Origin of the sequence: Corynebacterium pseudopelargi, assembly GCF_003814005.1 — a bacterium.
Classification (GTDB): domain Bacteria; phylum Actinomycetota; class Actinomycetes; order Mycobacteriales; family Mycobacteriaceae; genus Corynebacterium; species Corynebacterium pseudopelargi.
In genome coordinates this window covers 530252-552199 of record NZ_CP033898.1, presented here as the reverse complement: position 1 = coordinate 552199, position 21948 = coordinate 530252, and the positions used below count along the sequence as shown (strand labels likewise).

General features: G+C 58.4%; 20 protein-coding genes and 2 tRNA genes. 6 read left to right on the top strand and 16 right to left on the bottom strand.

Annotation, left to right across the window (positions count from 1 at the left end; all coding sequences use genetic code 11):
* Nucleotides 1-38: 38 nt before the first annotated feature.
* A complete protein-coding gene (locus tag CPPEL_RS02640; RefSeq protein ID WP_123959683.1) occupies nt 39-1013 on the bottom strand; it encodes a malate dehydrogenase in 975 nt (324 codons plus the stop codon).
* Between the two features lie 421 nt (nt 1014-1434).
* Here CPPEL_RS02640 and CPPEL_RS02635 point away from each other — a divergent pair, with 421 nt between their 5' ends.
* A complete protein-coding gene (locus CPPEL_RS02635; RefSeq protein ID WP_425453819.1) occupies nt 1435-2121 on the top strand; it encodes a TetR/AcrR family transcriptional regulator in 687 nt (228 codons plus the stop codon).
* 69 nt (nt 2122-2190) lie between these two features.
* Here the strand turns inward: CPPEL_RS02635 and clpX are convergent, their stop codons facing one another.
* From clpX to CPPEL_RS02605, 6 genes are all read right to left on the bottom strand, one after another.
* Complete coding sequence (clpX, locus tag CPPEL_RS02630) at nt 2191-3465, bottom strand: ATP-dependent Clp protease ATP-binding subunit ClpX (RefSeq protein ID WP_123959682.1); 1275 nt, start codon at nt 3463-3465, stop codon at nt 2191-2193.
* Nucleotides 3466-3597: 132 nt separating this feature from the next.
* A complete protein-coding gene (locus CPPEL_RS02625; RefSeq protein WP_123959681.1) occupies nt 3598-4227 on the bottom strand; it encodes an ATP-dependent Clp protease proteolytic subunit in 630 nt (209 codons plus the stop codon).
* A gap of 15 nt (nt 4228-4242) precedes the next feature.
* On the bottom strand, nt 4243-4842 hold the full coding sequence (locus tag CPPEL_RS02620; RefSeq protein WP_123959680.1) for an ATP-dependent Clp protease proteolytic subunit: 600 nt from the start codon (nt 4840-4842) through the stop codon (nt 4243-4245).
* A gap of 126 nt (nt 4843-4968) precedes the next feature.
* Nucleotides 4969-6228 carry an HNH endonuclease signature motif containing protein gene (locus CPPEL_RS02615; RefSeq protein ID WP_123959679.1) on the bottom strand — a complete coding sequence of 420 codons (1260 nt, stop codon included), beginning with the start codon at nt 6226-6228 and terminating at the stop codon, nt 4969-4971.
* A gap of 136 nt (nt 6229-6364) precedes the next feature.
* Complete coding sequence (gene tig / locus CPPEL_RS02610) at nt 6365-7702, bottom strand: trigger factor (protein WP_123959678.1); 1338 nt, start codon at nt 7700-7702, stop codon at nt 6365-6367.
* Nucleotides 7703-7772: 70 nt separating this feature from the next.
* Nucleotides 7773-7846, bottom strand: a tRNA-Pro gene (locus CPPEL_RS02605).
* A gap of 169 nt (nt 7847-8015) precedes the next feature.
* Here CPPEL_RS02605 and CPPEL_RS02600 point away from each other — a divergent pair.
* A tRNA-Gly gene (locus CPPEL_RS02600) sits at nt 8016-8087 on the top strand.
* Between the two features lie 158 nt (nt 8088-8245).
* On the top strand, nt 8246-8464 hold the full coding sequence (locus CPPEL_RS02595; RefSeq protein WP_123959677.1) for a helix-turn-helix transcriptional regulator: 219 nt from the start codon (nt 8246-8248) through the stop codon (nt 8462-8464).
* A 129-nt stretch (nt 8465-8593) separates the two neighbouring features.
* Here CPPEL_RS02595 and CPPEL_RS02590 read toward each other — a convergent pair whose 3' ends face one another.
* Together CPPEL_RS02590 and CPPEL_RS02585 are read right to left on the bottom strand one after the other, a co-directional pair.
* Nucleotides 8594-9058, bottom strand: coding sequence for a ribose-5-phosphate isomerase (locus CPPEL_RS02590; protein WP_123959676.1), 465 nt, complete (start codon nt 9056-9058; stop codon nt 8594-8596).
* Between the two features lie 10 nt (nt 9059-9068).
* A complete protein-coding gene (locus CPPEL_RS02585) occupies nt 9069-9692 on the bottom strand; it encodes a mycothiol-dependent nitroreductase Rv2466c family protein (RefSeq protein WP_123959675.1) in 624 nt (207 codons plus the stop codon).
* A gap of 72 nt (nt 9693-9764) precedes the next feature.
* On the opposite strand from CPPEL_RS02585, the gene pepN reads away from it, so the two are divergent.
* Nucleotides 9765-12377, top strand: coding sequence for an aminopeptidase N (gene pepN, locus CPPEL_RS02580; protein ID WP_123959674.1), 2613 nt, complete (start codon nt 9765-9767; stop codon nt 12375-12377).
* A gap of 97 nt (nt 12378-12474) precedes the next feature.
* Here pepN and CPPEL_RS02575 read toward each other — a convergent pair whose 3' ends face one another.
* Nucleotides 12475-13626, bottom strand: a complete 1152-nt coding sequence (locus CPPEL_RS02575; RefSeq protein WP_123959673.1) for a cystathionine gamma-synthase — start codon at nt 13624-13626, stop codon at nt 12475-12477.
* Between the two features lie 107 nt (nt 13627-13733).
* On the opposite strand from CPPEL_RS02575, the gene CPPEL_RS02570 reads away from it, so the two are divergent.
* Both CPPEL_RS02570 and CPPEL_RS02565 read left to right on the top strand, forming a co-directional pair.
* Nucleotides 13734-14114: a globin gene (locus tag CPPEL_RS02570; RefSeq protein ID WP_123959672.1), complete on the top strand. Its 381-nt coding sequence runs from the start codon at nt 13734-13736 to the stop codon at nt 14112-14114.
* A complete protein-coding gene (locus tag CPPEL_RS02565; protein ID WP_123959671.1) occupies nt 14114-14998 on the top strand; it encodes a DMT family transporter in 885 nt (294 codons plus the stop codon). The genes CPPEL_RS02570 and CPPEL_RS02565 overlap by 1 nt, the downstream gene beginning before the upstream one ends.
* Here the strand turns inward: CPPEL_RS02565 and ald are convergent.
* From ald to CPPEL_RS02535, 6 genes are all read right to left on the bottom strand, one after another.
* Complete coding sequence (gene ald, locus CPPEL_RS02560; protein ID WP_123959670.1) at nt 14995-16068, bottom strand: alanine dehydrogenase; 1074 nt, start codon at nt 16066-16068, stop codon at nt 14995-14997. The genes CPPEL_RS02565 and ald overlap by 4 nt on opposite strands.
* Nucleotides 16069-16150: 82 nt before the next feature.
* Entirely contained in the window at nt 16151-16738 is a 588-nt protein-coding gene (locus CPPEL_RS02555; RefSeq protein ID WP_123959669.1) for a DUF8185 domain-containing protein, read from the bottom strand.
* Between the two features lie 10 nt (nt 16739-16748).
* A complete protein-coding gene (locus CPPEL_RS02550; RefSeq protein ID WP_123959668.1) occupies nt 16749-17171 on the bottom strand; it encodes an acyl-CoA thioesterase in 423 nt (140 codons plus the stop codon).
* A 179-nt stretch (nt 17172-17350) separates the two neighbouring features.
* Nucleotides 17351-19021 (bottom strand): energy-dependent translational throttle protein EttA, encoded by a 1671-nt coding sequence (gene ettA, locus CPPEL_RS02545; RefSeq protein ID WP_123959667.1) that lies wholly within the window; start codon nt 19019-19021, stop codon nt 17351-17353.
* 131 nt (nt 19022-19152) lie between these two features.
* A complete protein-coding gene (locus tag CPPEL_RS02540) occupies nt 19153-19632 on the bottom strand; it encodes a single-stranded DNA-binding protein (RefSeq protein WP_123959666.1) in 480 nt (159 codons plus the stop codon).
* 171 nt (nt 19633-19803) lie between these two features.
* Nucleotides 19804-21867: a bifunctional copper resistance protein CopD/cytochrome c oxidase assembly protein gene (locus tag CPPEL_RS02535; protein ID WP_123959665.1), complete on the bottom strand. Its 2064-nt coding sequence runs from the start codon at nt 21865-21867 to the stop codon at nt 19804-19806.
* Nucleotides 21868-21948 lie beyond the last annotated feature (81 nt).

Genomic DNA, 21948 nt, shown 5'->3' with positions numbered 1-21948 from the left:
GGCACAGGCCCACGAGCGCTTGAGAAAGAAGGAAAGTTTTACTTCAGAAGCTCAGCCACAGCCTCGCGCTCTTCTTGCAATTCCTTCACATTGGCCGCGATGCGCTCACGCTGGAAATCGTTGAGCTCGAGGCCTTCAACGACCTCCCACTTGCCATCGCGAGCAACGGTGGGCAGACCGAAGATCAAGCCCTCCGGCACACCATAGGAGCCATCGGAAGGAATGGCCGCCGATGCCCAGCGCTCAGTGCCGTTGATCCAATCGTGCATGTGATCAACCGCAGCAGAGGCGGCCGAAGCGGCCGAAGACTTGCCGCGCACCTCAATGATCTCCGCGCCACGCTTAGCCACGCGCGGAATGAACTCATTGACGTACCAGTCATGCTCTAGCTTGTCGACGATCTTCTCGCCCCCAGCGGTGGCGTAGCTGATGTCTGGGAACTGCGTTGCAGAGTGGTTGCCCCACACGGCGAGGTGCTCGATCTCGGTGGTCTCCACTCCTAACTTTTGGCCAAGCTGAGAAAGGGCGCGGTTGTGATCCAAACGCATCATGGCGTTGAAGCGCTCCGCAGGGATGTCCTTGGCGGCGTGCTGGGCAATCAGCGCATTGGTGTTGGCGGGGTTGCCGACGACCAGGACGCGCACATCATCAGCGGCGTTATCGTTGAGCGCTTGGCCCTGGGGGCCGAAGATCTTGCCATTGGCGGCAAGAAGATCGGAGCGCTCCATGCCCTTGCCGCGCGGCTTCGCGCCGACGAGGAAAGCTGCGTTGGTGCCGTCGAAAGCCTTGTTGGCGTCATCGGTGACGGTGATGCCACGCAACAGCGGGAAGGCGGAGTCGAGCAGCTCCATGGCCACGCCCTCGGCAGCGGTGGCTGCTTCAGGAATTTCGAGCAACTGGAGGTGAATCGGGGTGTCCTTGCCGTACACATCGCCATTGGCAATGCGCCACAGTAGCGAGTAGGCGATTTGGCCAGCAGCGCCAGTAACGGCAACCTTTTTCACATCATTCATGTGTGCAACTCCTTCAAGAAGTATTGTTTGAGATTCGCAGCACCATCAACGCCGCGACAACCATCGCCCACCAGGGTAACGCGCAAAGCGATTGCATGCCCTAAAGATTCCGCTTCAGCGCAGGTCAAGCCCCTGCGGAATATCTCACACGTGACTGAACACACAAGCTCAATCCTGGCAGCAGCGCGGCGCAAACCACCCCCAAAAGGACATAAAAGCCAAGCTTCAGATGACTCACATGTCACAGTTGAGGACAATCGCACCCCACATCTTTAGGATCAATGAAGAGCAAACCTTGCAACTCTAACGATTGCAATGCGAAACGCGAGTACACAGGAGGCAAAAAGCAGTGACGGGCAACGGCGACAAGAAGAAAAACGCCAATCAGCAGGTACACAACGAAAATGTCACACCAGAAGACGTGCTCGACACCGCACTCGCAATGTTCTCCGCCAAGGGCTTCTCAGACGCCAAACTCGAAGCAATCGCCAAAACCTCCGGCATGTCCAAGCGCATGATTCACTACCACTTTGGTGACAAAAAAGGCCTCTACCGCCGCTGCCTCGAAACAGCCGTCCAAAGACTCCGCCCAAGCGCCGAAGAAATGCAACTCGAATCAGCCGTACCCGTCGACGGAGTAAAAAAAGTCGTCGACGCCGTCTACCGCACCTACGTGGCCAACCCCGAAGCAGTACGCATGCTCCAAATGGAAAACCTCCACCACTACGGCAAAATCGCCGAAGCCACACCCCTATCCGACCAATCAGCCATCACCCTGCAACTCGACAAACTCCTCATGCTCGGCCAAGACTCCGGAGCATTCCGCCCCGGCATCTCAGCCCAAGACGTATTCACCCTCATCGCCTCCCTCGCCGTCTTCCGCATCAACTCCCGCTCCACCACCATCAACCTCTACGGCATCGACATGATGGACGAAGAAAACACCCAAGGCATGAACCGCCTCGCCATCGACGCCGTCCTCGCCTTTTTAACCTCCACCCTCAAAACCACCTCCGCCACCAGCTACCTCAGCGGGGCCGAGCAGCGGGAGGACGAGGAAGCGGAGAAGTCCGGCGACTACGAAATCTCCTCCGACCTCTTCTCCTAACTTTCTAGGAAATTTAGGAGAAAGGGCCGTTGCAGCAATGCTGCAACGGCCCTGAGTCGTCTCTACGCCTTAGGCGGTTTTCTCTGCCTCGCCACGCTGGACAAGCTTCGGTTCGCTCTCGCCCCTCGCAGCCTCGGCGGTGATGATCACCGACTCCAAATCCTCGCGGTCCGGAATGTCGTACATGACGGGCACGAGAATTTCTTCCATGATTGCGCGCAAACCACGCGCACCCGTGCCACGTTCAACCGCCTTATGGGCGATCACTGCAAGTGCTTCTTCTTCGAATTCCAAGGAAACATCGTCAAGCTCGAAAAGGCGCTTGTACTGCTTGACCAAAGCATTCTTTGGTTCGGTGAGGACACGGATCAAGGCGGGCTCATCAAGATCACGCACCGTGGCCACCACAGGCAGACGACCAATGAATTCGGGGATCAGGCCAAACTTCACCAAATCCTCAGGGCGAACCTCCTGGAAATCCACCGCATCGGGATTGTGCTGGCCCTCTCCTAACTCAGCGCCAAAACCAATGCCGCGCTTGCCGCGTCGTTCAGCAATGACCTTTTCCAAACCAGCGAACGCACCAGCGACGATGAACAACACATTGGAAGTATCAACCTGGATGAAATCCTGGTTCGGATGCTTGCGGCCACCCTGTGGAGGGATGGATGCAACGGTGCCTTCGAGAATCTTCAACAGCGCCTGCTGCACACCCTCGCCAGAGACATCTCGAGTGATCGAGGGGTTGTCCGACTTGCGCGAAATCTTATCCACCTCATCGATGTAGATAATGCCGCGCTGGGCGCGCTGCACATCGAAGTCAGCAGCCTGCAAGAGCTTCAGCACGATATTTTCCACGTCCTCGCCAACGTAGCCGGCCTCGGTCAAGGAAGTGGCGTCAGCGATGGTAAACGGGACGTCGAGAAGCTTAGCGAGCGTCTGAGCCAAATACGTCTTACCCGTACCCGTAGGCCCCAACATCAAAATATTCGACTTCTGCAGCTCAGCATCGTCCTCATTCGGACGTCGCCCAGACTCCAACACACGCACACGCTTGTAGTGGTTGTAGACGGCCACAGCCAAAACACGCTTCGCCTCATCCTGGCCAACCACGTACTTATCCAAAAACGCCGAAATCTCAGAAGGACGCGGCAAACGATCATCCGAATCGCGCTGCTCACCAGCGCCGGAGGCCAACTCCTCCTCGATGATCTCATTGCACAACTCAATGCACTCATCGCAGATATACACACCGCCACCGGCGATCAGCTTCTTCACCTGCTTTTGGCTTTTGCCGCAAAAAGAGCACTTGAGCAAATCAGCGCTTTCCTGAATACGAGTCATAAAAAGAAGAAACTTCCAATCCGAAGGTCGAAGAAGCCGGGAGGTTTAAGAAACACTCTAGTGCTTACGTCAAATTTCCCCTCCTAACTTTCGAAGAAAGTTAGGAGGGGAAACAAACGCCAAGGAAAATCCCTAGCCGTTCATCTTGCGATAATCAAAAACCTGATCAACGATGCCATACTCCACTGCCTCTTCAGCGGTGAGAATCTTATCGCGATCGGTATCTTCGCGGATCTGCTCCGCGCTACGGCCGGTGTGGCGCGCCAGCGTGTTTTCCATCAGCACGCGCATGCGCTCGATTTCTTTGGCCTGGATTTCCAGGTCAGATACCTGGCCTCGGGTGCCTTCGGTAGCAGGCTGGTGGATCAATACGCGCGAGTTAGGAAGGCAAGCGCGCTTGCCGGGCGCACCTGCAGCTAGCAGCACTGCTGCTGCAGAGGCGGCCTGGCCCAGGCAGACGGTGCGCACGTCGGGGCGAACGTACTGCATGGTGTCGTAGATGGCCATCAGTGAGGTGAAGGATCCACCGGGAGAGTTGATGTACATGGTGATCTCTCGGTCGGGATCGAGCCCTTCGAGCACCAAGAGCTGCGCCATGATGTCGTTGGCGGAAGTGTCATCGACCTGGGTTCCTAGGAAGATGATGCGTTCTTCGAAAAGCTTCGCGTAAGGGTTGGTTTCTTTGGTGCCGTACGCCGACTGCTCAATGAAGGAAGGCAGGACGTAGCGCGATTGGGGCATTTGCATACCGTTTTGGTTCATGTTGATTCTCCTGCCTTAGTTTGCCAGCGGCTTTTGGGCGGTTTCGATGACGTAGTCGACCAGACCGTATTCCTTGGCCTGCTGGGCGGTAAACCAGCGGTCACGATAAGAATCCTTCGTGATCTGTTCGAAGGTTTGGCCAGTGTGCTCCGCAATCAGCTCAGCCAATTCGTGCTTCGTCTGGGCAAATTGTTCTGCCTGGATGGCGATATCGGCCGCGGTGCCGCCAACGCCGGCAGAAGGCTGGTGCATCATAATGCGGGCATGCGGCAGCGCGAAGCGCTTACCCTTGGTGCCGCCAGAAAGCAGGAACTGCCCCATCGACGCGGCCAGGCCCATGCCGTAAGTAGCGATATCGCATGGGGAATACCGCATCGTGTCGTAAATTGCCATGCCGGCGGTGACCGAACCACCAGGGGAATTGATGTACAGGGAAATATCGCGGGTGGGGTCCTCGGCCGACAGCAGCAAGATTTGCGCACACAGCTTGTTCGCAATCTCGTCATTCACGTCGGTTCCTAGGAAGATAATGCGCTCGCGAAGTAGACGCTCATAAACAGAATCGCTGAGATTCATGCCGGCGCCACCCTGTGCTTTGGGGGTGAGATCAGACATTGGTGGGTTTCTCCTTCATCACATCCTGCCTCCGCCCAAAAGTTAGGAGGGAGGCGATCGAATGGCACCTACGTTACCTCTCCCACCGCCATTCGGTGTTGCCTGTTCGCTAACAGCGAGCCTTGTTCATTCCAGCCTCTGGATGAGTGCGCGCATCTTGTTGTTGGCGAGTTCTTGCCAGGCCGGGTCATTTCGATATTCTTCGAACATTCGGTGTGCGATGGCTCTGCCTGAATTTTCTACAGCGGGGCGAGGATTGCTGCGAACCTGCCCTGCCCCTGGGGCCTTGTGCCCCGCTTTTCCTGTGCGCGGGCAGCGCTCATAGCGCCCGTTGCGCGGCCGCTCGGGGTCGTCGTCATTGCTGCCGTGGTGCGTGGCGCATACCGCGACGAGGTTTTCTTGGCTCGTCTTTCCGCCTTTCGACGCCGCCTGTACATGGTGCAACTGACAATTCACCGCGCGCCGGTGACATTCGGGATCTGCGCACAGGACTTGGTCTGCTTGCGCTACCAGTCGCTGGGTGTTGTTGGCGTAGCGATCTGGATTGTCGTGAATTGGTTCGAAAGGCACGATGCCAACGGGTTCCGGCACACCGGTGGTGGCATTTTCACCATAGAAAAGCGCCAGGCCATGGTCGTGCAGGAGGGCGTCGGCAAGCTCAGAGAAGTGGATTTGAGCGCCGTCGGTGGTGGATAGCAGCCCGTGTTCTGCGTGGCGGGCGCCGGTGATGGGGATGATCACCATCGGCCGGCGCTGTTCCTGCCTCTCCTGATTTTGGCCGGAAGTTAGGAGGGAGGTGGCGGCATCGGCCATGGCTTGGAAGTGGCTGAGGCTGGGGTCGCGTTTGCGCAGGCCGCGGGTCTGGCGGTGCAGTGTGGATTCGATGTCGGCCATGGTGGCGTCGGCAAGCGAAAGGTGCATGTGACGCTGGCCGCTGGCGTCGGCTGTGGCGGAGATTCTTAAGGAGCGTCGCCAAGGGGTGTGCTCTTCGCCGTTGAGCTCGCGCACCCGCGCCGTGGCGTGCGCCTTGACCTCTGCGACACTTCTGCCTTCTGCCCATTGATAAAGCTCAAGGCGCAATTCCTCACGGCCCAAACTGCTCGCGGCCGTCAAAGAACGCACCGATGCATTAATGGCCTTCAACACCTCGATGCCGAGGAGATTTCTTTCAGCAATCGCGATGGCGCGTTCGCGCAACATGGGAGATTCGCTGAAGCCGAACAGCACCTTACCCAAAGCCAAGACACTACCTACCCACGACTCAGTCAGCCCTGTTGCAGCCGCGATCTCCGATCGCTTCCGCCCCGATTGCTGCTGCTCGTAGAAAAACCGCGCCACCTCAACGCCGCGCGAAGCAAAAATTTCAACCGCCCCCGAAATCAACATGGCTGCATTCTCAGTCGATGTTGAGGCTTAACGCAACACAGACCCACGCTGGAGGGCGTGGGTCTGTGGATAACTTGGGGTTAGCGCGCGGATTTAGCTCAATCTGTGGATAACCCCTCCTAAGTTTGCTAAGAAATTAGGATTCTTCGGTTTCTTCTTCGCCGTAGTAGTCGGCGGGATCCACCTTGTTGCCGTCCTCATCGGTCACGCTGGTGCGGCAGATGGCGGCTGCGAGTGCTTTGCCGCGGCGGACGTCTGCGAAGACGTTGGCGATTTGGCCGGACTGTTGGAGTTGCATGACGAACTCGTTGGGGTCCATGCCGTAGCTCTGGGCGGTGAACAGGATGTGGTCGGTGAGTTCCTGTTGGCTGACCTCGGGCTGCTCTTCTTCGGCGACTGCGTCGAGGAAGAGTTGGGTGCGCACGGCTTCTTCGGAGTTCTTGCGGTTGTTGTTGTCGAACTCTTCGCGGTCCATGCCTTGGGCTTCGAGGATGGAGTTGAGCATCTTCTCGTCGCCGCCGAATTGGCCGAGGATCTGGTGCAGTTGTGCGTGTACCTGCTCGTCGACGACGCCCTGGGGCAGTTCGAAGTCGGTTTCGGCAAGGGCTGCCTTGAGCACTTCGTCGCGGATGGCGCCGGCCTGGGTGGTCTTTGCTTGCTGCTCGACCTGCTCCTTGGTGGCTTCGCGAAGCTCTTCGACGGTGTCGAATTCGGAGGCCATTTGGACGAATTCCTCGTCCAGTTCGGGCAGCTTGCGCTCCTTGGTTTGCTGCACGGTCACGGTGACGGTGGCTTCTTCGCCAGCGTGCTCGCCGTTTTCGAGCTTGGTGGTGAAGTCGGCGGATTCGCCGGTCTTCAGGCCGCGCAGGGCGGTGTCGAGGCCCTTGATCAGGTCATCGGAGCCAACCTGGTAGGACATGCCCTCGGTGGTGGCCTCGTCGATGGTTTCGCCATCAACGGTGGCGGAGAGGTCGATGACGGCGAAGTCGTTGGTCTTCAGCTTGCGCTTGGTGTCTTTGAGCTCACCGAAGCGCTCGCGGAGTTGATCAATTTGCTTGTCGACGGCCTCGTCGTCGATCTTCAGCGCCGGCACGGTCACCTCGATCTTGGAGAAGTCCGGCACCTTGATCTCGGGGCGGATATCAACCTCGGCAGTGAACTCAACGAGCTCATTGTCTTCAATCTTGGTGATGTCAATGCTGGGCTGACCAACCACAGCGAGCTCGTGCTCCTCACAAGCCTGCTGGTAGCGGGAGGGAAGCATGTCGTTGACGACCTGCTCGAGCACTGGCCCACGGCCTACGCGGGCGTCGATAAGCTGACGCGGCGCCTTGCCACGGCGGAAGCCGGGGATGTTGATCTGCTGCGATAAAGCGGCATACGCCTGGTCGATTTCCGACTTCAGCTCCTCGAAGGGAACCTCTACGGTGAGCTTGACGCGGGTCTCGCTCAGCTTTTCGACGGAACTCTTCACGAGTCACACTCCTGCTCAAATTGATTTCGTTGAAAATCCCCCCACGCTAAAAGCAATGGAGGGACCTTTGTCGGGACGACAGGATTTGAACCTGCGACCCCCTGCTCCCAAAGCAGGTGCGCTACCAAGCTGCGCCACGTCCCGTGAAGCCCTAACAAGGCCTGGTTCAGCAGTGTACACAGACAAAGGCGAAACTACTGAATCGCCCCTCCTAACTTTTATAAAAACGCAGGTAAATGGGAGGTTTACAGATGCAGCTTGCACCCGATAGGGCAAGCAACCTAGAGTTACTCAGCAGGCAAGGCAAGCCGATGGGAATGTCGTATAGTGGCTAATACCTCAGCCTTCCAAGCTGAAGACGCGGGTTCGATTCCCGTCATTCCCTCAAAACAACAACCTCCGACCGAGCACAATCGGCCGGAGGTTTTGTCATTAAAGGCTTCAACACTAAGCGCTAAAAGCTGCAAAAGTGCAGTTCAGGGTAATAATGGCCATGAGCAGGGCGAGTACCCTTTTTTCAATAAGCGCCCTACTATATGTAGCATGACACCGAAGATCATTGACGCGGACACCGGTATCGAACTCTGGACGGCCGTGGACTGCGCCGAATATTCCGGCACCGCCCGCGGCACCTTCACCAGCTACGCGGGACGAGGCCGAGCACCAGCCCCAACCGCAAAACTTCATGGACTAACGCTTTGGAATTCCGAGGAAATTAAAGCGTGGGTCGAGCAGCGGGCTCAAGGCCGCAAACCCTCCTAACTTTCGCAGAAAGTTAGGAGGGGGAAGAAAGTTAAACTTTGCGCTCCCCGACTCCAGAATCTGTGGATAACCATCGGCCACTTACCCACACTGTGGATAAGTGGCCGAATCTTTTTTCTTTTTTTGGCTTTAGGCCTCGGGCTGGATGCCGTCTTCTTCGTATTTGCTCAGGATATCGATGCGACGCTGGTGCCGCTCCTCCTGACTCCAGGCAGAAGTTAGGAAGGAGTCGACGATGGCGAGCGCTTCTTCCTCGGAGTGCATCCGCCCACCAATGCCGATGAGTTGGGCATTGTTGTGTTCGCGTGCCAGTTTGGCTGTTTCGGGCGACCAGGCGAGTGCGCAGCGTGCGCCTTTGACTTTGTTGGCTGCGATTTGTTCGCCGTTGCCGGAGCCGCCGAGGACGATGCCGAGGGAGCCTGGGTCTGCGACAACGCGGGTGGCGGCGTCGATGCAGAAGGCGGGGTAGTCGTCGTTGGCGTCGTATTCGTGGGCGCCGCAGTCGATGACTTCATGGCCTTGGGCTTCGAGGTGCTTGGCGATGGCATTTTTTGTTTCGAACCCTGCATGGTCCGCTCCGAGATATACACGCATGGGGGTTATCCTACGCGTCGAATCGGGGGTTTTCGGTGCGTGAGCGCTTCAGTTCGAAGAAATGGGGGTAGTTGCCGAGGGTGACGGAGGCGTCGAAAAGCTTGCCGGCCTCCTCGCCCTTGGGGATGCGCGTGAGCACGGGGCCGAAGAAGGCTGCGTCGCCAAGTTTGAGCACGGGTGTGCCCACATCGTTGCCCACCGCGTCCATGGCTTGCTGGTGGAATTCGCGCATTTGCTTGTCGACGTCCTGCGTATTGGCCACCTGCGCAAAACTTGGGTCGAGGCCGAGCTCATCGAGGGTCGTGGCAATCACCTCGTCATAGGCACCGAAACCGCTTTGTCCACCTTGGCCTTCATTGTGCAACTTGGTGCCAATCGCGGTGTAGTAATCGTCCAGGCGATCAGGTGCTTGCAGCGCAATGATGGTGGCCACGCGGGCAGGGCCCCAGGCGGCCTTGATGTGCTCGCGATATGCCTCGGGCAGTTCATCGCGACCCTCGTTGAGCACGCCGAGGCTCATCGGCACCCACTGCACCTGCACGTCGCGGACTTGTTCTACCTCCTTCATCCACCGGGAGGTGATCCAACAAAATGGGCAGGTGGCATCGAACCAGAACGTTACTTTTTCACTCATGGTGCTCCTTGTAATTCCTTGCGTAAGTTAGGAGGGGAATGTGAAACCAATTGTAGGAGGAGAAGCACAAAGGTGTCTTCGATTAATCTCACCCAAGCAGAAGCCCAGGCGCGCGCTGCGCTGCTCAGCGTTAGTAATTATCACGTCAGCCTCGATCTCACAGCCTCGGAGAAGACCTTTCCTTCGCGCACGTTAGTGTCCTTCGAAGCCTTAGAAGATGGCAGCACCTTTATCGACCTGCGCGCCGAGGACGTCCACCGTGTCGTGCTTGACGACGTCGACATCACCGACGCCGCCGTGCCACGCAAAAATGGCACCTACCAGGAAGCAGAAGGCATCTCCCTGGATCTGCGTGCAGGCGCCCACGAGCTGATGATCGAAGCCACCGCGCGTTATTCCAATTCCGGGCAGGGCCTGCACCGCTTCGTTGATCCTGAAGACGACAAGGTCTACCTCTACACCCAGTTCGAAACCGCGGACGCCAAGCGCATGTTCGCCTGCTTCGATCAACCAGACCTCAAAGCCACCTACGACTTTGAAATCACCGCGCCTTCGCACTGGAAGGTCATCAGCAACGCCGCCGCCGAGATCACCGAAGCCGGCGATCACAGCGTGCACCGCTCGCGCATCGACTATCCCCTATCCACCTACCTCGTCGCCGTATGCGCAGGCGACTACTACGAAGTCTCCGATACCTGGTCAGGCACACTCACCCGCTACGACACCACGCCCGAAGATCAGCCGGAGAACCTTGAGATCCCCATGTCGATCTTCTGTCGCGCCTCGCTTGCGCAACATTTGGACGTCGACAAGCTATTCAAAGAAACCAAACAGGGCTTCGACTACTACCACGCCCACTTCGGCATCGCCTACCCATTCGGCAAATACGACCAACTCTTCGTACCCGAATTCAACATGGGCGCCATGGAAAACGCCGGCGCAGTCACCTTCCGCGACGAATACGTCTTCTCCTCCAAAGTCACCGAATACCGCTACGAACGCCGCTGCGACACCATCCTGCACGAAATGGCCCACATGTGGTTCGGCGACCTCGTCACCATGCGCTGGTGGGGCGACCTCTGGCTCAACGAATCCTTCGCCACCTGGTCAGCAGCCATCAGCCAAGCCGAAGCCACCGAATACACCAACGCCTGGGTCACCTTCGCCAACGTAGAAAAATCCTGGGCACTCCAACAAGACCAACTCCCCACCACACACCCCATCACCGCAGACGCAGGCGACATCGAAACCGTCGAGCAAAACTTCGACGGCATCACCTACGCCAAAGGCGCATCCGTACTCAAACAACTCCAAGCCTACGTCGGCCGCGAAGCCTTCTTCGCAGGCGTACGCCAACACTTCGCCACACACGCCTACAGCAACGCCACCTTCGACGACCTACTCGCAGCACTCGAAAGCGCCTCGGGCAGGGACCTCAGCGGCTGGGCCGGGCAATGGCTCAAGACCACCGGCGTCAACCCCCTCTCTCCTAACTTTGAGCAAAAGTTAGGAGAGTATACGAGCTTCGAAATCCACCAAGGCCCCGCCGCCCCCGGCGCCGGCGAACTGCGCACCCACCGCGTGGCCGTTGGCCTCTACCGCCTCGAAGGCGATCAGGTGCGCAGATTCAAGCGCGTCGAAGTAGATGTCGAAGGCGCTGTGACCCCCGTGCCCGAACTCGTTGGATGCGAGGTGGCGGATCTGGTGCTCGTCAATGATGACGACCTCACCTACTGCCTGATGCAGCTTGATCAGGCTTCGCAAGGCTTCGTGTTGAACAACATCGACAAGATCGACGACGCCATGCCACGCACCCTGTGCTGGTCAGCCGCATGGGAAGCCACCCGCGCCGGCGATATGCGCGCCCGCGACTTCCTCGCACTCGTCGAACGCGGCGCCCCAGCCGAAACCCACATCGCCGTGCTCGAACGCGTACTCATGCAAGCCCGCCGCGCCCTGCACGCCTACGCCGATAAAGATTGGGCACGCGAGCACGGCAATGCGCAGCTTGAACGCATTTGTTTGGATGGGGCGAAGCAGGCAGCGCCGGGCAGCGACCGCCAGCTCTCCTTCCTCCTAACTTTGGCCAATATTCAGGTTTCGGAATCCACCGCTGCAATCTTTGAGCAATTGCTTGCCGACGACACCACCAGCATCCCAGGCGTGATCGTCGATACCGACCTGCGCTGGCAACTGCTGATCGCCCTGATCGCCAATGGCTTTATTCAAGGCGAAGACGTGAAGCGTCGAATCAACGCGCTGCTGGAATCGGACCCGACTTCTGCGGCCAAACTTTTTGCCATCAAGGCAGAAGCCGCGCAACCCGATGCTCACGTCAAGCAGGCTACGTTCGAAGAACTCGTAGACCCGGACAATGCCATGTCCAACCTGTATCGACGCCACAAGATTGAAGGCCTGCGCGCACCGGCATCTACCCACGCGCTAAGCCAGCTCAACTACGCCATATACGATCGCGCCGAGGATCTCTGGCAAGCCATGTCCTCCGAGGTGGCACTGGTGACAGTGACCGGCCTCTTCCCCGGCTGGGACACCACCGAAGAAGGGCAACAGCGCTCCGCTGCATTCCTCGAACGCTCCCTGCCCGCCGGCCTCAAACGCGTGATTGCCGAAGGCAACGCCGAGCAACAACGCGCGCTGCACAACCAGCGCGTCGACCGCGGCTAAGCCGCCAGGCGCGAAAAAAAAGAAAAAACTTTGCCCCACTTATCCACAGGTTGGATAGTGGGGCTTTAGTTATCCACAGTTTGGGGCTTTTCTCCTCCTAAGTTTGCTCAAGAGTTTGGAGAGAGGAGGAGATGTCTTCGAGCAGATCCTCGATATCTTCGATCCCCACCGAAATCCTCACCAGTTCTTTCGGCACCTCGAGTGTGGAGCCGTTGACGGATTGATGGGTCATGCTGGCTGGGTGTTCGATGAGTGATTCGACGCCGCCGAGGGATTCTGCGAGGAGGATGAGTTTGGTGTTGAGGCAGAAGTTGCGTGCGTCGGCTTCGCTGTGGAAGAGCACGGAGATCATGGCGCCGGGGCGTCGCATTTGTTTTTTGGCGATCTCGTAGCCGGGGTTGGAGGGCAGGCCTGGGTAGTAGACCTTGGCTACGCGCGGGTCGGCTTCGAGGTATTCGGCGATGGTTTGGGCGTTGTCGCAGTGGCGATCCATACGTACTGCCAGTGTTTTGATTCCTCGTGCGGTGAGGTAGGCGTCGAAAGGCGAGCTGATTGCGCCGGCGTCGCCTTGGAAGCCGTAGACGAGTTCGTCGAATTCGGCGTCGTTGCTGAGCAGGGCGCCGCCGACGACGTCGGAGTGTCCGCCGAGGTATTTGGTGGCCGAGTGTAGGACGATGTCTGCGCCGAGTTCGAGGGGTCGTTGCAGGTAGGGGGTGGCGAAGGTGTTGTCTACGACGAGTTTGGCGTTGTGGCCTTCGATTTGCTTGACGACGTCACCGATGTCCGTGATGCTCAAGGCGGGGTTGGTGGGGGTTTCTAGCCACACCACGGCCGTGTTGTCTTTGAGGGCGTCGCGCACGGCGTTGGGTTGGGTGGTATCGACGACGGTGAATTCGACTCCCCAGTCGCCGAATACTTTGTCGATGAGTCGGAAGGTGCCACCGTAGGCGTCGTGACCTAGGATCATGTGCTTTCCTGGGCGCAGCAGGGCTCGCAATGCTACGTCGGTGGCGGCCATGCCGGATGCGAAGACGCGGCAGTAGGTGGCTTGTTCGAGTGCGGCGATGGTGCGCTCTAGCGCCGCGACGGTGGGGTTGCCCACGCGTGAATATTCAAAGCCTCCACGCAACTCATTGATGCCGTTTTGGGCAAAGGTGGTTGATGCGTAGATGGGGGTGTTGACAGGACCGTAGAGGTTGTCGGGGTGATAGCCACCGTGAATTGCGGCGGTGTGAAAGCCCTGGCTCATGGAACATCCTTATGGGTCGGGGGCAAAGATATGTACGCACATACTAGACCAAGCTGTTCACTCATGCGGTGTCGCATGAATAAAAATGCCCCTCTAGGCTAAAACGCATGAATAACGAGTCCGTGTACCAAGCAATCGGCGGCGAAGCCACCTTCCGCGAGGTAGTCCACCGCTTCTACCAGTCGGTACGCACAGACGACATCATCGGCCCGATGTACCCCCAACAAGACTGGGAAGGAGCCGAAGATCGCCTCAGAATGTTCCTCGCCCAATACTGGGGCGGGCCTAGCGACTACTCCGAACAACGAGGCCACCCCCGCCTGAGAATGCGCCACGCCCACTTCCGCATCGACTCACAGGCCGCCCAACGCTGGCTGGAACTCATGGACGAAGCCATCGACAACACCGACATAGCACCACCCCAACGCGAAGCCCTACGCGAACACATGCAAAAAGTCGCCTACATGCTCATCAACACCGCCGGCTAATGCTCATTGCCATCGGGATCCTCGCCGGGGCCATCGTGCCAATCCAAACCATCGCCAACACCCGGCTCAGCCGCAGCACCGGCACCGCACTGTCAGCATCACTGCTCAGCTTCAGCGTCGGCAGCATCGCACTTTTGGCAATCACCACCCTGACCGGCACACTGCCCCACCTCGATCAAATCCTCGCACAACCATCATGGACGCTCATCGGAGGAGCACTCGGGGTGATCGCACTCAGCGGCAACATCGTGCTCTACCCAAAACTCGGCGCCATCCAAACGGTAGTGCTGCCCATCTGTGGGCAAATTATTGCCGGATTGCTCATCGATAGTTTCGGGCTTTTCAACGCACCCCTGATCCCTCCTAACTTTCTTCGAATCTTAGGAGCTGTGGTGGTTCTAGGCGGGGTGATCGCCTGCGTATGGCGCCCCAACGTCAGCAATACGCACCACCACCTCCCCCTCCAGCTCGCCGGAGTAGGTTTTGGCATGTGCCTTGCTACGCAGTCTGCAATTAATGGCCAGCTCGGCCGAGGCCTAGGTTCTGCGCTATCGGCAGCCCTTGTCTCCTTTGTGGTGGGAACAGCAACACTGGTGCTTGTCAACTGCTGGCCGCGCTGGCGCCCAAATCTGTGGATAACTCGGCTCAAAGGGCCGTGGTGGATGTGGATCGGTGGAATTTGCGGCGCAAGTTTTGTTTCCGCCAATGCCCTTTTAGCGCCGCAAATCGGCACCGGGCTTACCGTCATGGCCGCATTAGGCGGCATGATGGCGGCCAGTGTGGTCGTCGATTGGGTTCGCGGCGCGCGGGTAACTGGGGTGCAGGTGTTGGGCCTGCTGCTGTTGGCAGCAGGCGTCTCCCTCCTAACTTTGGGCAAAAGTTAGGAGAGGGCGGCGGCGACCGTTTCGTTGAGGAGCTGGCCGTGGCGCGTCATTAACCCATCTTTAAGCCCCGGGAAGCGCTCGAATGCTTGGTCTACTCCCCCGGCGGCGATGGCGCGCACGTAGGGCAGGGTGGCAGATGATAGGGCTCGGGTGGAGGTGTTGGCGACTGCGCCTGGCATGTTGGGCACGCAGTACATCAGGGAGTTGGCCACTTGGAAGGTGGGCGCTTCGTGGCTGGTTTTGCGGGAGGATTCGAAGCAGCCGCCTTGGTCGATGGCGACGTCGACAAGGACGCTGCCGGGTTTCATGTCGGCGACGAGGCTGTCTGGCACGAGCACGGGGGCTTTGGCTCCGGCGACGAGGACGGCGCCGATGACGAGGTCGGCGTCGAGAAGCTCTTGGCGGATGGAGGCGGGATCGGAGACGATGGTGCGCACTTGGCCGTGGTAGAGGTCGTCGAAGTGTGCAAGCGTGCGTGCATTGACGTCGAGGACGGTCACTTGGGCTCTGAGGCCGTGGGCCACGGCAACGGCGCTGGCTCCGACTTGGCCGCCGCCGATTACTACTACCTTGGCGGGGCTGGTGCCGGGCACGCCGGAGAGCAGCACACCTCGCCCACCTTGGGGGCTGAGCAGGTGGTGAGCACCTTCGATGGTGGCGAGCCTGCCGGCTACTTGGCTCATGGGCGCAAGCAGTGGCAATCCGCCTTGGGCGTCGGTGACGGTTTCGTATGCCACTGAGGTGGTGCCGGCGTTGAGGAGGGCTTCGGCCACATCGGGGCATGCTGCGAGGTGGAGGTAGGTGAACAGGATTTGATCACGCAGGTAATCGAACTCTTCGGGCTGGGGTTCTTTGACTTTGAGAACGAGCTCGGCATCCCATGCATCGGCGACGTCGACAAGCTGGGCTCCGGCGGCCTGGAATTCTTCATCGGGCATGGCAGCGCCTGCGCCGGCGCCGCGCTGGACGAGCACTTCGTGGCCGTCGTTGACAAGCGCTTGGACTCCGAGGGGACCTAAGGCAACGCGGCCTTCTCGGTTCATGACTTCTTTGGGGATTCCGATTCGCATGGTGTCTCCATTGTTTGTGTGCGCCCTGGGTGCGACGCAAAGTGATACAGAACACCGTCATTGAATCATGTGAACCAGGGAACTACAAGAGGGGGAGCCCCCGCGAAAAGTATGCGCTTGCCACCACCGTATCCACGCGCAACCAACGCCCAGCAGCGCTCACGCGCACCTGACGCGGGGCGCTAGAAGCAGCAGGCGGGATTAGCCCGTAGACATCGCAGGCAAAAATCACCCGCATTGGCACCTCACGGCCTTCAACATTGAGCACCGTTTGATCTAGAAGGCTCGGCGGCACCCCAAGCGGGCCGCTATGCGCTCGCGCCAAGGTGCGCCCATCTTCGGCCAACTGCGCCACCACTTCCCCAGGGACCTCGTCGAGCAAAGAAAAACCTTCGCTAGGCGGCAACGCACCTGGCCACTGAGCCTGCCTTTGTACCAGGCGGCCTGCAAGAAGATCACCAACACCAATGACGCCTTGCTCAAGCGGCAAAGCTGGGGGCACATCGATTGCTAGAAGCGCCTCGAAGGGGGTGGTGAGAAAGGCCTGGGCCGGGCGATCCTCACGCTCGCGGATCCGCAGCAGCGATTGCGCATCGAGGCGTTGGGCGCGGTGAAGCAGGGCGGAGAAGTTTCCGCTTGGCACGGTGGGGCGATGCTGACCTTCTAACATTCCTGCAATCTTAGGAGGAATGTCCGCGGGTGAGCACCTTCATTTCTTTCTCGGTAATTTGCCTTGGCCGAGACGTGGGCAGATCGATCGCCACCTGCACGGTGTGCACGGTGGCGCACACATGCCCTTCGGCGTCGTGGAGGGTTTGGCGGGTGGTAAATGAGGAGCGCCCAATATCGGTGACGACCGTTTCAACGCGCACGTTGTCGGTAGAGGGCATCATGGGGCGTAAGTAATCCACTTCGATTTTTCGCACGAATACCGGCGGAATGTCATAGCCTTCGGCCCCGAATTCATCGTGCGCCCAGCGCAGCCGCGCCTCTTGGGCAAGTTCGATATAGGCGGCGTTATTGACGTGCCCATAGCGATCAAAATCACCCCAACGCAAGGGGATCAGGCTTTCGTGAACAGTGGCGTAATCAGAAGAAGACATACGGAGAACAAGTTCCTTGTCATATACGAGCAATAGTGTTCCACCAAGGTGAACTACACCACCATAGCGCGAAAATTACTTTTTGCAACAAAAGTACGCATGGTTGGCGGTGGCACCTGGCGCACAAATGCCACAACCCCTCCCGAGGCAATATTGCGGGAGGGGTTGCAAGCCAAGGCTTAGCGGCTGAGCTTGCGGTGCGTCACGCGGCTTGGGCGTGCGGCCTCAGCACCAAGGCGCTCGACCTTGTTCTTTTCATAATCTTCGAAGTTGCCTTCGAACCAGAACCACTGCCCTTCTGCCACATTGCCTTCCCAGGCAAGGATGTGGGTACAGGTGCGGTCGAGGAACCAGCGGTCGTGGGAAATGACCACGGCGCAGCCGGGGAACTTCTGCAAGGCGTTTTCCAGCGAGCCCAAGGTTTCAACGTCGAGGTCGTTGGTGGGCTCGTCAAGCAGGATCAGGTTGCCGCCCTGCTTCAGGGTCAGCGCCAAGTTCAGGCGGTTGCGCTCACCACCGGAGAGCACCTTCGAAGGCTTCTGCTGATCAGGGCCTTTAAAGCCGAAGGCCGAGAGGTAGGCACGAGAAGGCATCTCGTTTTGGCCGACGTGGATGAAGTCGAGGCCATCGGATACAACCTCCCACACCGTCTTTTCGGGATCGATATTCTCACGACCCTGGTCCACATAGGACAGCTTGACGGTTTGACCAACCTTGACCTCACCTGCATCAGGCTCTTCCAAGCCCACAATCGTCTTAAACAGCGTGGACTTACCCACACCATTCGGGCCAATCACACCGACGATGCCGTTGCGCGGCAACGTGAAGCTGAGGTCTTTGATCAAGGTACGGCCATCGAAGCCCTTGGTCAGGTTTTGCACCTCAACCACCTGGTTACCCAGGCGCGGTGGGGTTGGGATCTGGATTTCTTCAAAGTCGAGCTTCTTATACTGCTCGGCCTCGGCAGCCATCTCCTCATAGCGAGCCAGACGGGCTTTGTTCTTGGCCTGGCGAGCCTTGGCACCAGAACGAACCCAAGCCAGCTCATCTTTCAGGCGCTTTTGAAGCTTCTGATCCTTCTTGCCAGCCACCTCAAGGCGCTCAGCCTTCTTTTCCAAGTAGGTGGAGTAGTTGCCCTCATAGGGATACAACTTGCCGCGGTCTACCTCACAGATCCAGCCAGCGACGTGATCCAGGAAGTAACGATCGTGGGTCACAGCGAGCACAGCGCCCTTGTAATCGGCAAGGTGCTTTTCTAGCCACAGCACGCTTTCGGCGTCCAGGTGGTTCGTGGGCTCGTCGAGCAGGAGCAGATCAGGTTCGGAAAGCAGCAGCTTGGCCAAGGCCACGCGGCGGCGCTCACCACCGGAGAGGTGGGTAACCGGCTCGTCAGACGGCGGGCAGCGAAGCGCTTCCATGGCCTGCTCGATCTTGGAATCAACCTCCCAAGCATCGGCGTGGTCGAGGTCTTCTTGGAGCTTGCCAAATTCCTCCATGAGTTCATCGGAGTAATCGGTGGCCATTTGCTCTGCGATTTGCTCGTAGCGCTGCTTTTTCTCGAAAATCTCGCCGAGGCCTTCCTCAACGTTTTCGCGCACCGTCTTTTCTTCATTCAACGGCGGTTCCTGCAGCAAGATACCCACGGTGGCACCGGGGTCCAAGAACGCCTCACCATTGGAAGGCTGGTCCAGGCCGGCCATGATCTTCAGAATCGAAGACTTACCAGCACCGTTAGGCCCAACCACACCGATTTTGGCGCCGGGATAAAAGGCCATGGTGACGTTGTCCAAAATCACCTTGTCACCGATGGCTTTGCGCACATTTTTCATCGTGTAGATGAATTCGCCCATGTGTTGTTTCGCCCCTTAGATCTTTGTTGAAATTTTCTACCGACCTCACAGGCTACCGCATGAAAGAAGCAATGCTGAGCGGGCAAAGCAAAACGACGTGCAAAGCAAACCCTTGCACGTCGAAAAGCTAGCTAAAACGGCGCCGCAGCCAATTCCTGCTTCCGGTTCGATTCGATCACCCGATCAGGCTCTGCAACATCGGCGAAGGTGAGATCCTTATCTGGCACATGCTCCTGGGCATCGGTGCGCTTAGACCCCACGAGGTAGCGGCTGAGCTCAAAGGCGACGTGATTGGCCCGCAAGACAATCGCTGAGCGACGCCCCTCCCCCTCACCCCAACTCTGGGTGATCAGGTGGCCAAGGCACACCACCGGGTGGCCTTTGCGCAAAGAACGCTTCACATTGAGCGCAAGCTCGCCCCAGCATTCGACGCTAATAAAAAGCTGATCGGCATCCTGCCACTCCTCTTTGCCATTGACCTGGCGCAAGCGACGCCTGCTGGCAGCAACGCGCATGGAAACCTTGTGGCCTGGGTCTTCATCGGAGTTATCAAAGCGGACATAGGTTGGGTCATCGACAAGATTGCCGATGATGGTGGTTTGGGTGTGCATGAACAATTCCCCTCTTAAACATCTGGTGCCCGAGGCCGAATTTGCCTCGGTAGCCACATCATCACCCCTTGCGCCAACCCCATGCCAGCGATGCGCGCTGTACTAGCGCCAGGCTGTGAATAACTAGGCCTGCAACCCATTGCCCGGCGCGAAGTTATCCACAGCCAAGTTTTATTGGGAAGAATCCTTGTGCCCAAACTCCTGCTCGTGATATTGGCTCACGGCATCGGTTTTGCCCTCATGCATGCTGGCCAACATGGCGTTATAGGCATCGAGCTCATCCTCGCCTTCTTCACGTACATGCTCTTCATAGGTTTGTTCTTCCTGGCGATCTTCGCGCAGCCATTCCAAAAACAGGGCACCGAACACGACCAGCAGCGGGAAGGCGCCAGAAGCCCAGGCAATGCCGCCGCCGACGTTTTGGTCTTGCATGAGATCCATCTGCCAGGGCAAATCGAGGCTTTGATAAAAATCTCCGGCCAAGACGGTAGAAAGCTGCATCAGATACACACCGAAGTAGAGGTGGAAGGGCATGGAAAAGACCAGCCACCCCAAACGCGAAAGCACTGAGTTTTTCACCGGGCGAGGATCGGGGCTGATCATCTCCCAGTAGTAGATATAGCCAGACAGGAGGAACAGCCAGTTCATGGAAAGGTGGCCGGCGTGTTCAGACACCATCAACTCATACAGCGGCGTGACGTAGAGCAGGTAGAAGATGGTGATGAACTGGATGGTGTTGAAGGCCGGGTGCATGATCACGCGCATGGTCTTGGAGTGCACGAAGGCCTCCAACCATTCGCGCGGGCCGGGTTCTTCTTCAGTGCCGGGGCGCAGCACCTCTAATGCCAGGGTGATGGGTGCGCCAAGGACGAGGAAGACCGGGATCACCATCGATAGCACCATGTGGGTGACCATGTGCATGGAGAACATGGCCGGCATGTACAGGCCAACACCGGAGCTCATGGCAAGCGCTAGGCCCAAGGAGCCGAGAAGGAACCAGAAGCTGCGCTGCCACTTCCACTGCTTCTGTTGGGCTTTGAGCTTATAGAGGCCATAGATATAGGCACCGGCCATGATCAGCCCCAGGGTGGAGAACATGATGTCGAAACGCCACACCGTCCACACACCCCAGAATGTTGGAGGTTTGCTTAAGTTGTAGCCCATCTCCAGTGCCATCGGGCTGAGATCCACCACGCGCGGTGGCGGCGGCGGGGTGCGGCCTAGAGAGACAGCCACGCCGGAAATAGCGGCCATTACTAGCATTTCGACGATCGCCACACGGGTAAATGCCCGGCCGCGAGTATCTGCATTGCGCAGTTTTGGCATGGTCATCTTGCGGTGAATCAAGCCGAAAAGCGCCAGGATAATGGTCAGTACTGCCTTGCTGAGGATCAGGCGGCCATAGCCGGAGGTGAAGAGGTCTTCGAAGCGAACGCGGATGGCGGCGTTGACCACGCCAGAAAACGCCATCACGATCACAGACCACAAGGCCACGGTGGAATAGCGGCGTACCGCGGTGGGAAGGCCAGGGCCTAAGCGGCGCGCGTGGGCAATCAAGGCCATGAGCCCGCCTACCCACAACAGCATGAAAATGAGGTGCCAGAGCAAGGAGTTGGTGCCGTAGTCGTGATCACCACCGGCAGCAGAGTGCCCTTCGAGTCCGAGCGGGACGATGATCAAGATGGATCCGAGGAACCAGAGGAATTGGGTGCGCCACGCCCTGCTGCTCAAAGAGGCAATGCCGATGATGAAAGCGAAGATCGCTGCCCACATCCAGGCGAATGCAGCAGAGACGCGCTCGATGGCCATCGGCCACATATCGGGCTGGACTGCCTCGCTAAAGGGCTGGCCGGAGACGTCGGAAAGCACCAGGGGGATCATCAATACGGCGATGCAGCCGAAGCAAAGGGCGGCCACGGAGCCGGTGCGGGCAGCCAGCGCGCCGTCGACAGAAAGCCTGGCTTTTAAAAGATTCCGCGCCGGCTGCGGGGAGATAAAGAAGGTCGATGCCATGAAAGACCCAGTGGCAAGCGCCGCCAGCATCCAGGCGACTGCGCGGAAAAATGGCAGGCCTGCGGTAGTAAAGGGGCCTGGATCGGGGATGCCTAAGGCGGCGAGGGATTCCGACAAAAAGCCCCAAGAGATCAGTGCACCTACTGAACCGGCAACCAGGAAGAACAACAGGTACAGCGGCCACATTGACCGAACGTTGGAGGCTTGTTGCGCAGAAAGCATGCTCACTAGCCTAACCCTTGGGTACTCTAGCGCTGCGTTTGCTCATGGTCATGGGAGATTTTTTAAGGCCTTCCAGCCCGC

What these genes read in the sequence shown, in the direction of transcription:
- CPPEL_RS02640 (WP_123959683.1), bottom strand. Translation starts at nt 1,013, where the DNA reads ATGAATGATGTGAAAAAGGTTGCCGTTACTGGCGCTGCTGGCCAAATC.
- clpX (WP_123959682.1), bottom strand. Translation starts at nt 3,465, where the DNA reads ATGACTCGTATTCAGGAAAGCGCTGATTTGCTCAAGTGCTCTTTTTGC.
- CPPEL_RS02625 (WP_123959681.1), bottom strand. Translation starts at nt 4,227, where the DNA reads ATGAACCAAAACGGTATGCAAATGCCCCAATCGCGCTACGTCCTGCCT.
- CPPEL_RS02620 (WP_123959680.1), bottom strand. Translation starts at nt 4,842, where the DNA reads ATGTCTGATCTCACCCCCAAAGCACAGGGTGGCGCCGGCATGAATCTC.
- CPPEL_RS02615 (WP_123959679.1), bottom strand. Translation starts at nt 6,228, where the DNA reads ATGTTGATTTCGGGGGCGGTTGAAATTTTTGCTTCGCGCGGCGTTGAG.
- CPPEL_RS02595 (WP_123959677.1), top strand. Translation starts at nt 8,246, where the DNA reads ATGACACCGAAGATCATTGACGCGGACACCGGTATCGAACTCTGGACG.
- CPPEL_RS02590 (WP_123959676.1), bottom strand. Translation starts at nt 9,058, where the DNA reads ATGCGTGTATATCTCGGAGCGGACCATGCAGGGTTCGAAACAAAAAAT.
- CPPEL_RS02585 (WP_123959675.1), bottom strand. Translation starts at nt 9,692, where the DNA reads ATGAGTGAAAAAGTAACGTTCTGGTTCGATGCCACCTGCCCATTTTGT.
- CPPEL_RS02575 (WP_123959673.1), bottom strand. Translation starts at nt 13,626, where the DNA reads ATGAGCCAGGGCTTTCACACCGCCGCAATTCACGGTGGCTATCACCCC.
- CPPEL_RS02570 (WP_123959672.1), top strand. Translation starts at nt 13,734, where the DNA reads ATGAATAACGAGTCCGTGTACCAAGCAATCGGCGGCGAAGCCACCTTC.
- CPPEL_RS02565 (WP_123959671.1), top strand. Translation starts at nt 14,114, where the DNA reads ATGCTCATTGCCATCGGGATCCTCGCCGGGGCCATCGTGCCAATCCAA.
- ald (WP_123959670.1), bottom strand. Translation starts at nt 16,068, where the DNA reads ATGCGAATCGGAATCCCCAAAGAAGTCATGAACCGAGAAGGCCGCGTT.
- CPPEL_RS02555 (WP_123959669.1), bottom strand. Translation starts at nt 16,738, where the DNA reads ATGTTAGAAGGTCAGCATCGCCCCACCGTGCCAAGCGGAAACTTCTCC.
- CPPEL_RS02550 (WP_123959668.1), bottom strand. Translation starts at nt 17,171, where the DNA reads ATGTCTTCTTCTGATTACGCCACTGTTCACGAAAGCCTGATCCCCTTG.
- ettA (WP_123959667.1), bottom strand. Translation starts at nt 19,021, where the DNA reads ATGGGCGAATTCATCTACACGATGAAAAATGTGCGCAAAGCCATCGGT.
- CPPEL_RS02540 (WP_123959666.1), bottom strand. Translation starts at nt 19,632, where the DNA reads ATGCACACCCAAACCACCATCATCGGCAATCTTGTCGATGACCCAACC.
- CPPEL_RS02535 (WP_123959665.1), bottom strand. Translation starts at nt 21,867, where the DNA reads ATGCTTTCTGCGCAACAAGCCTCCAACGTTCGGTCAATGTGGCCGCTG.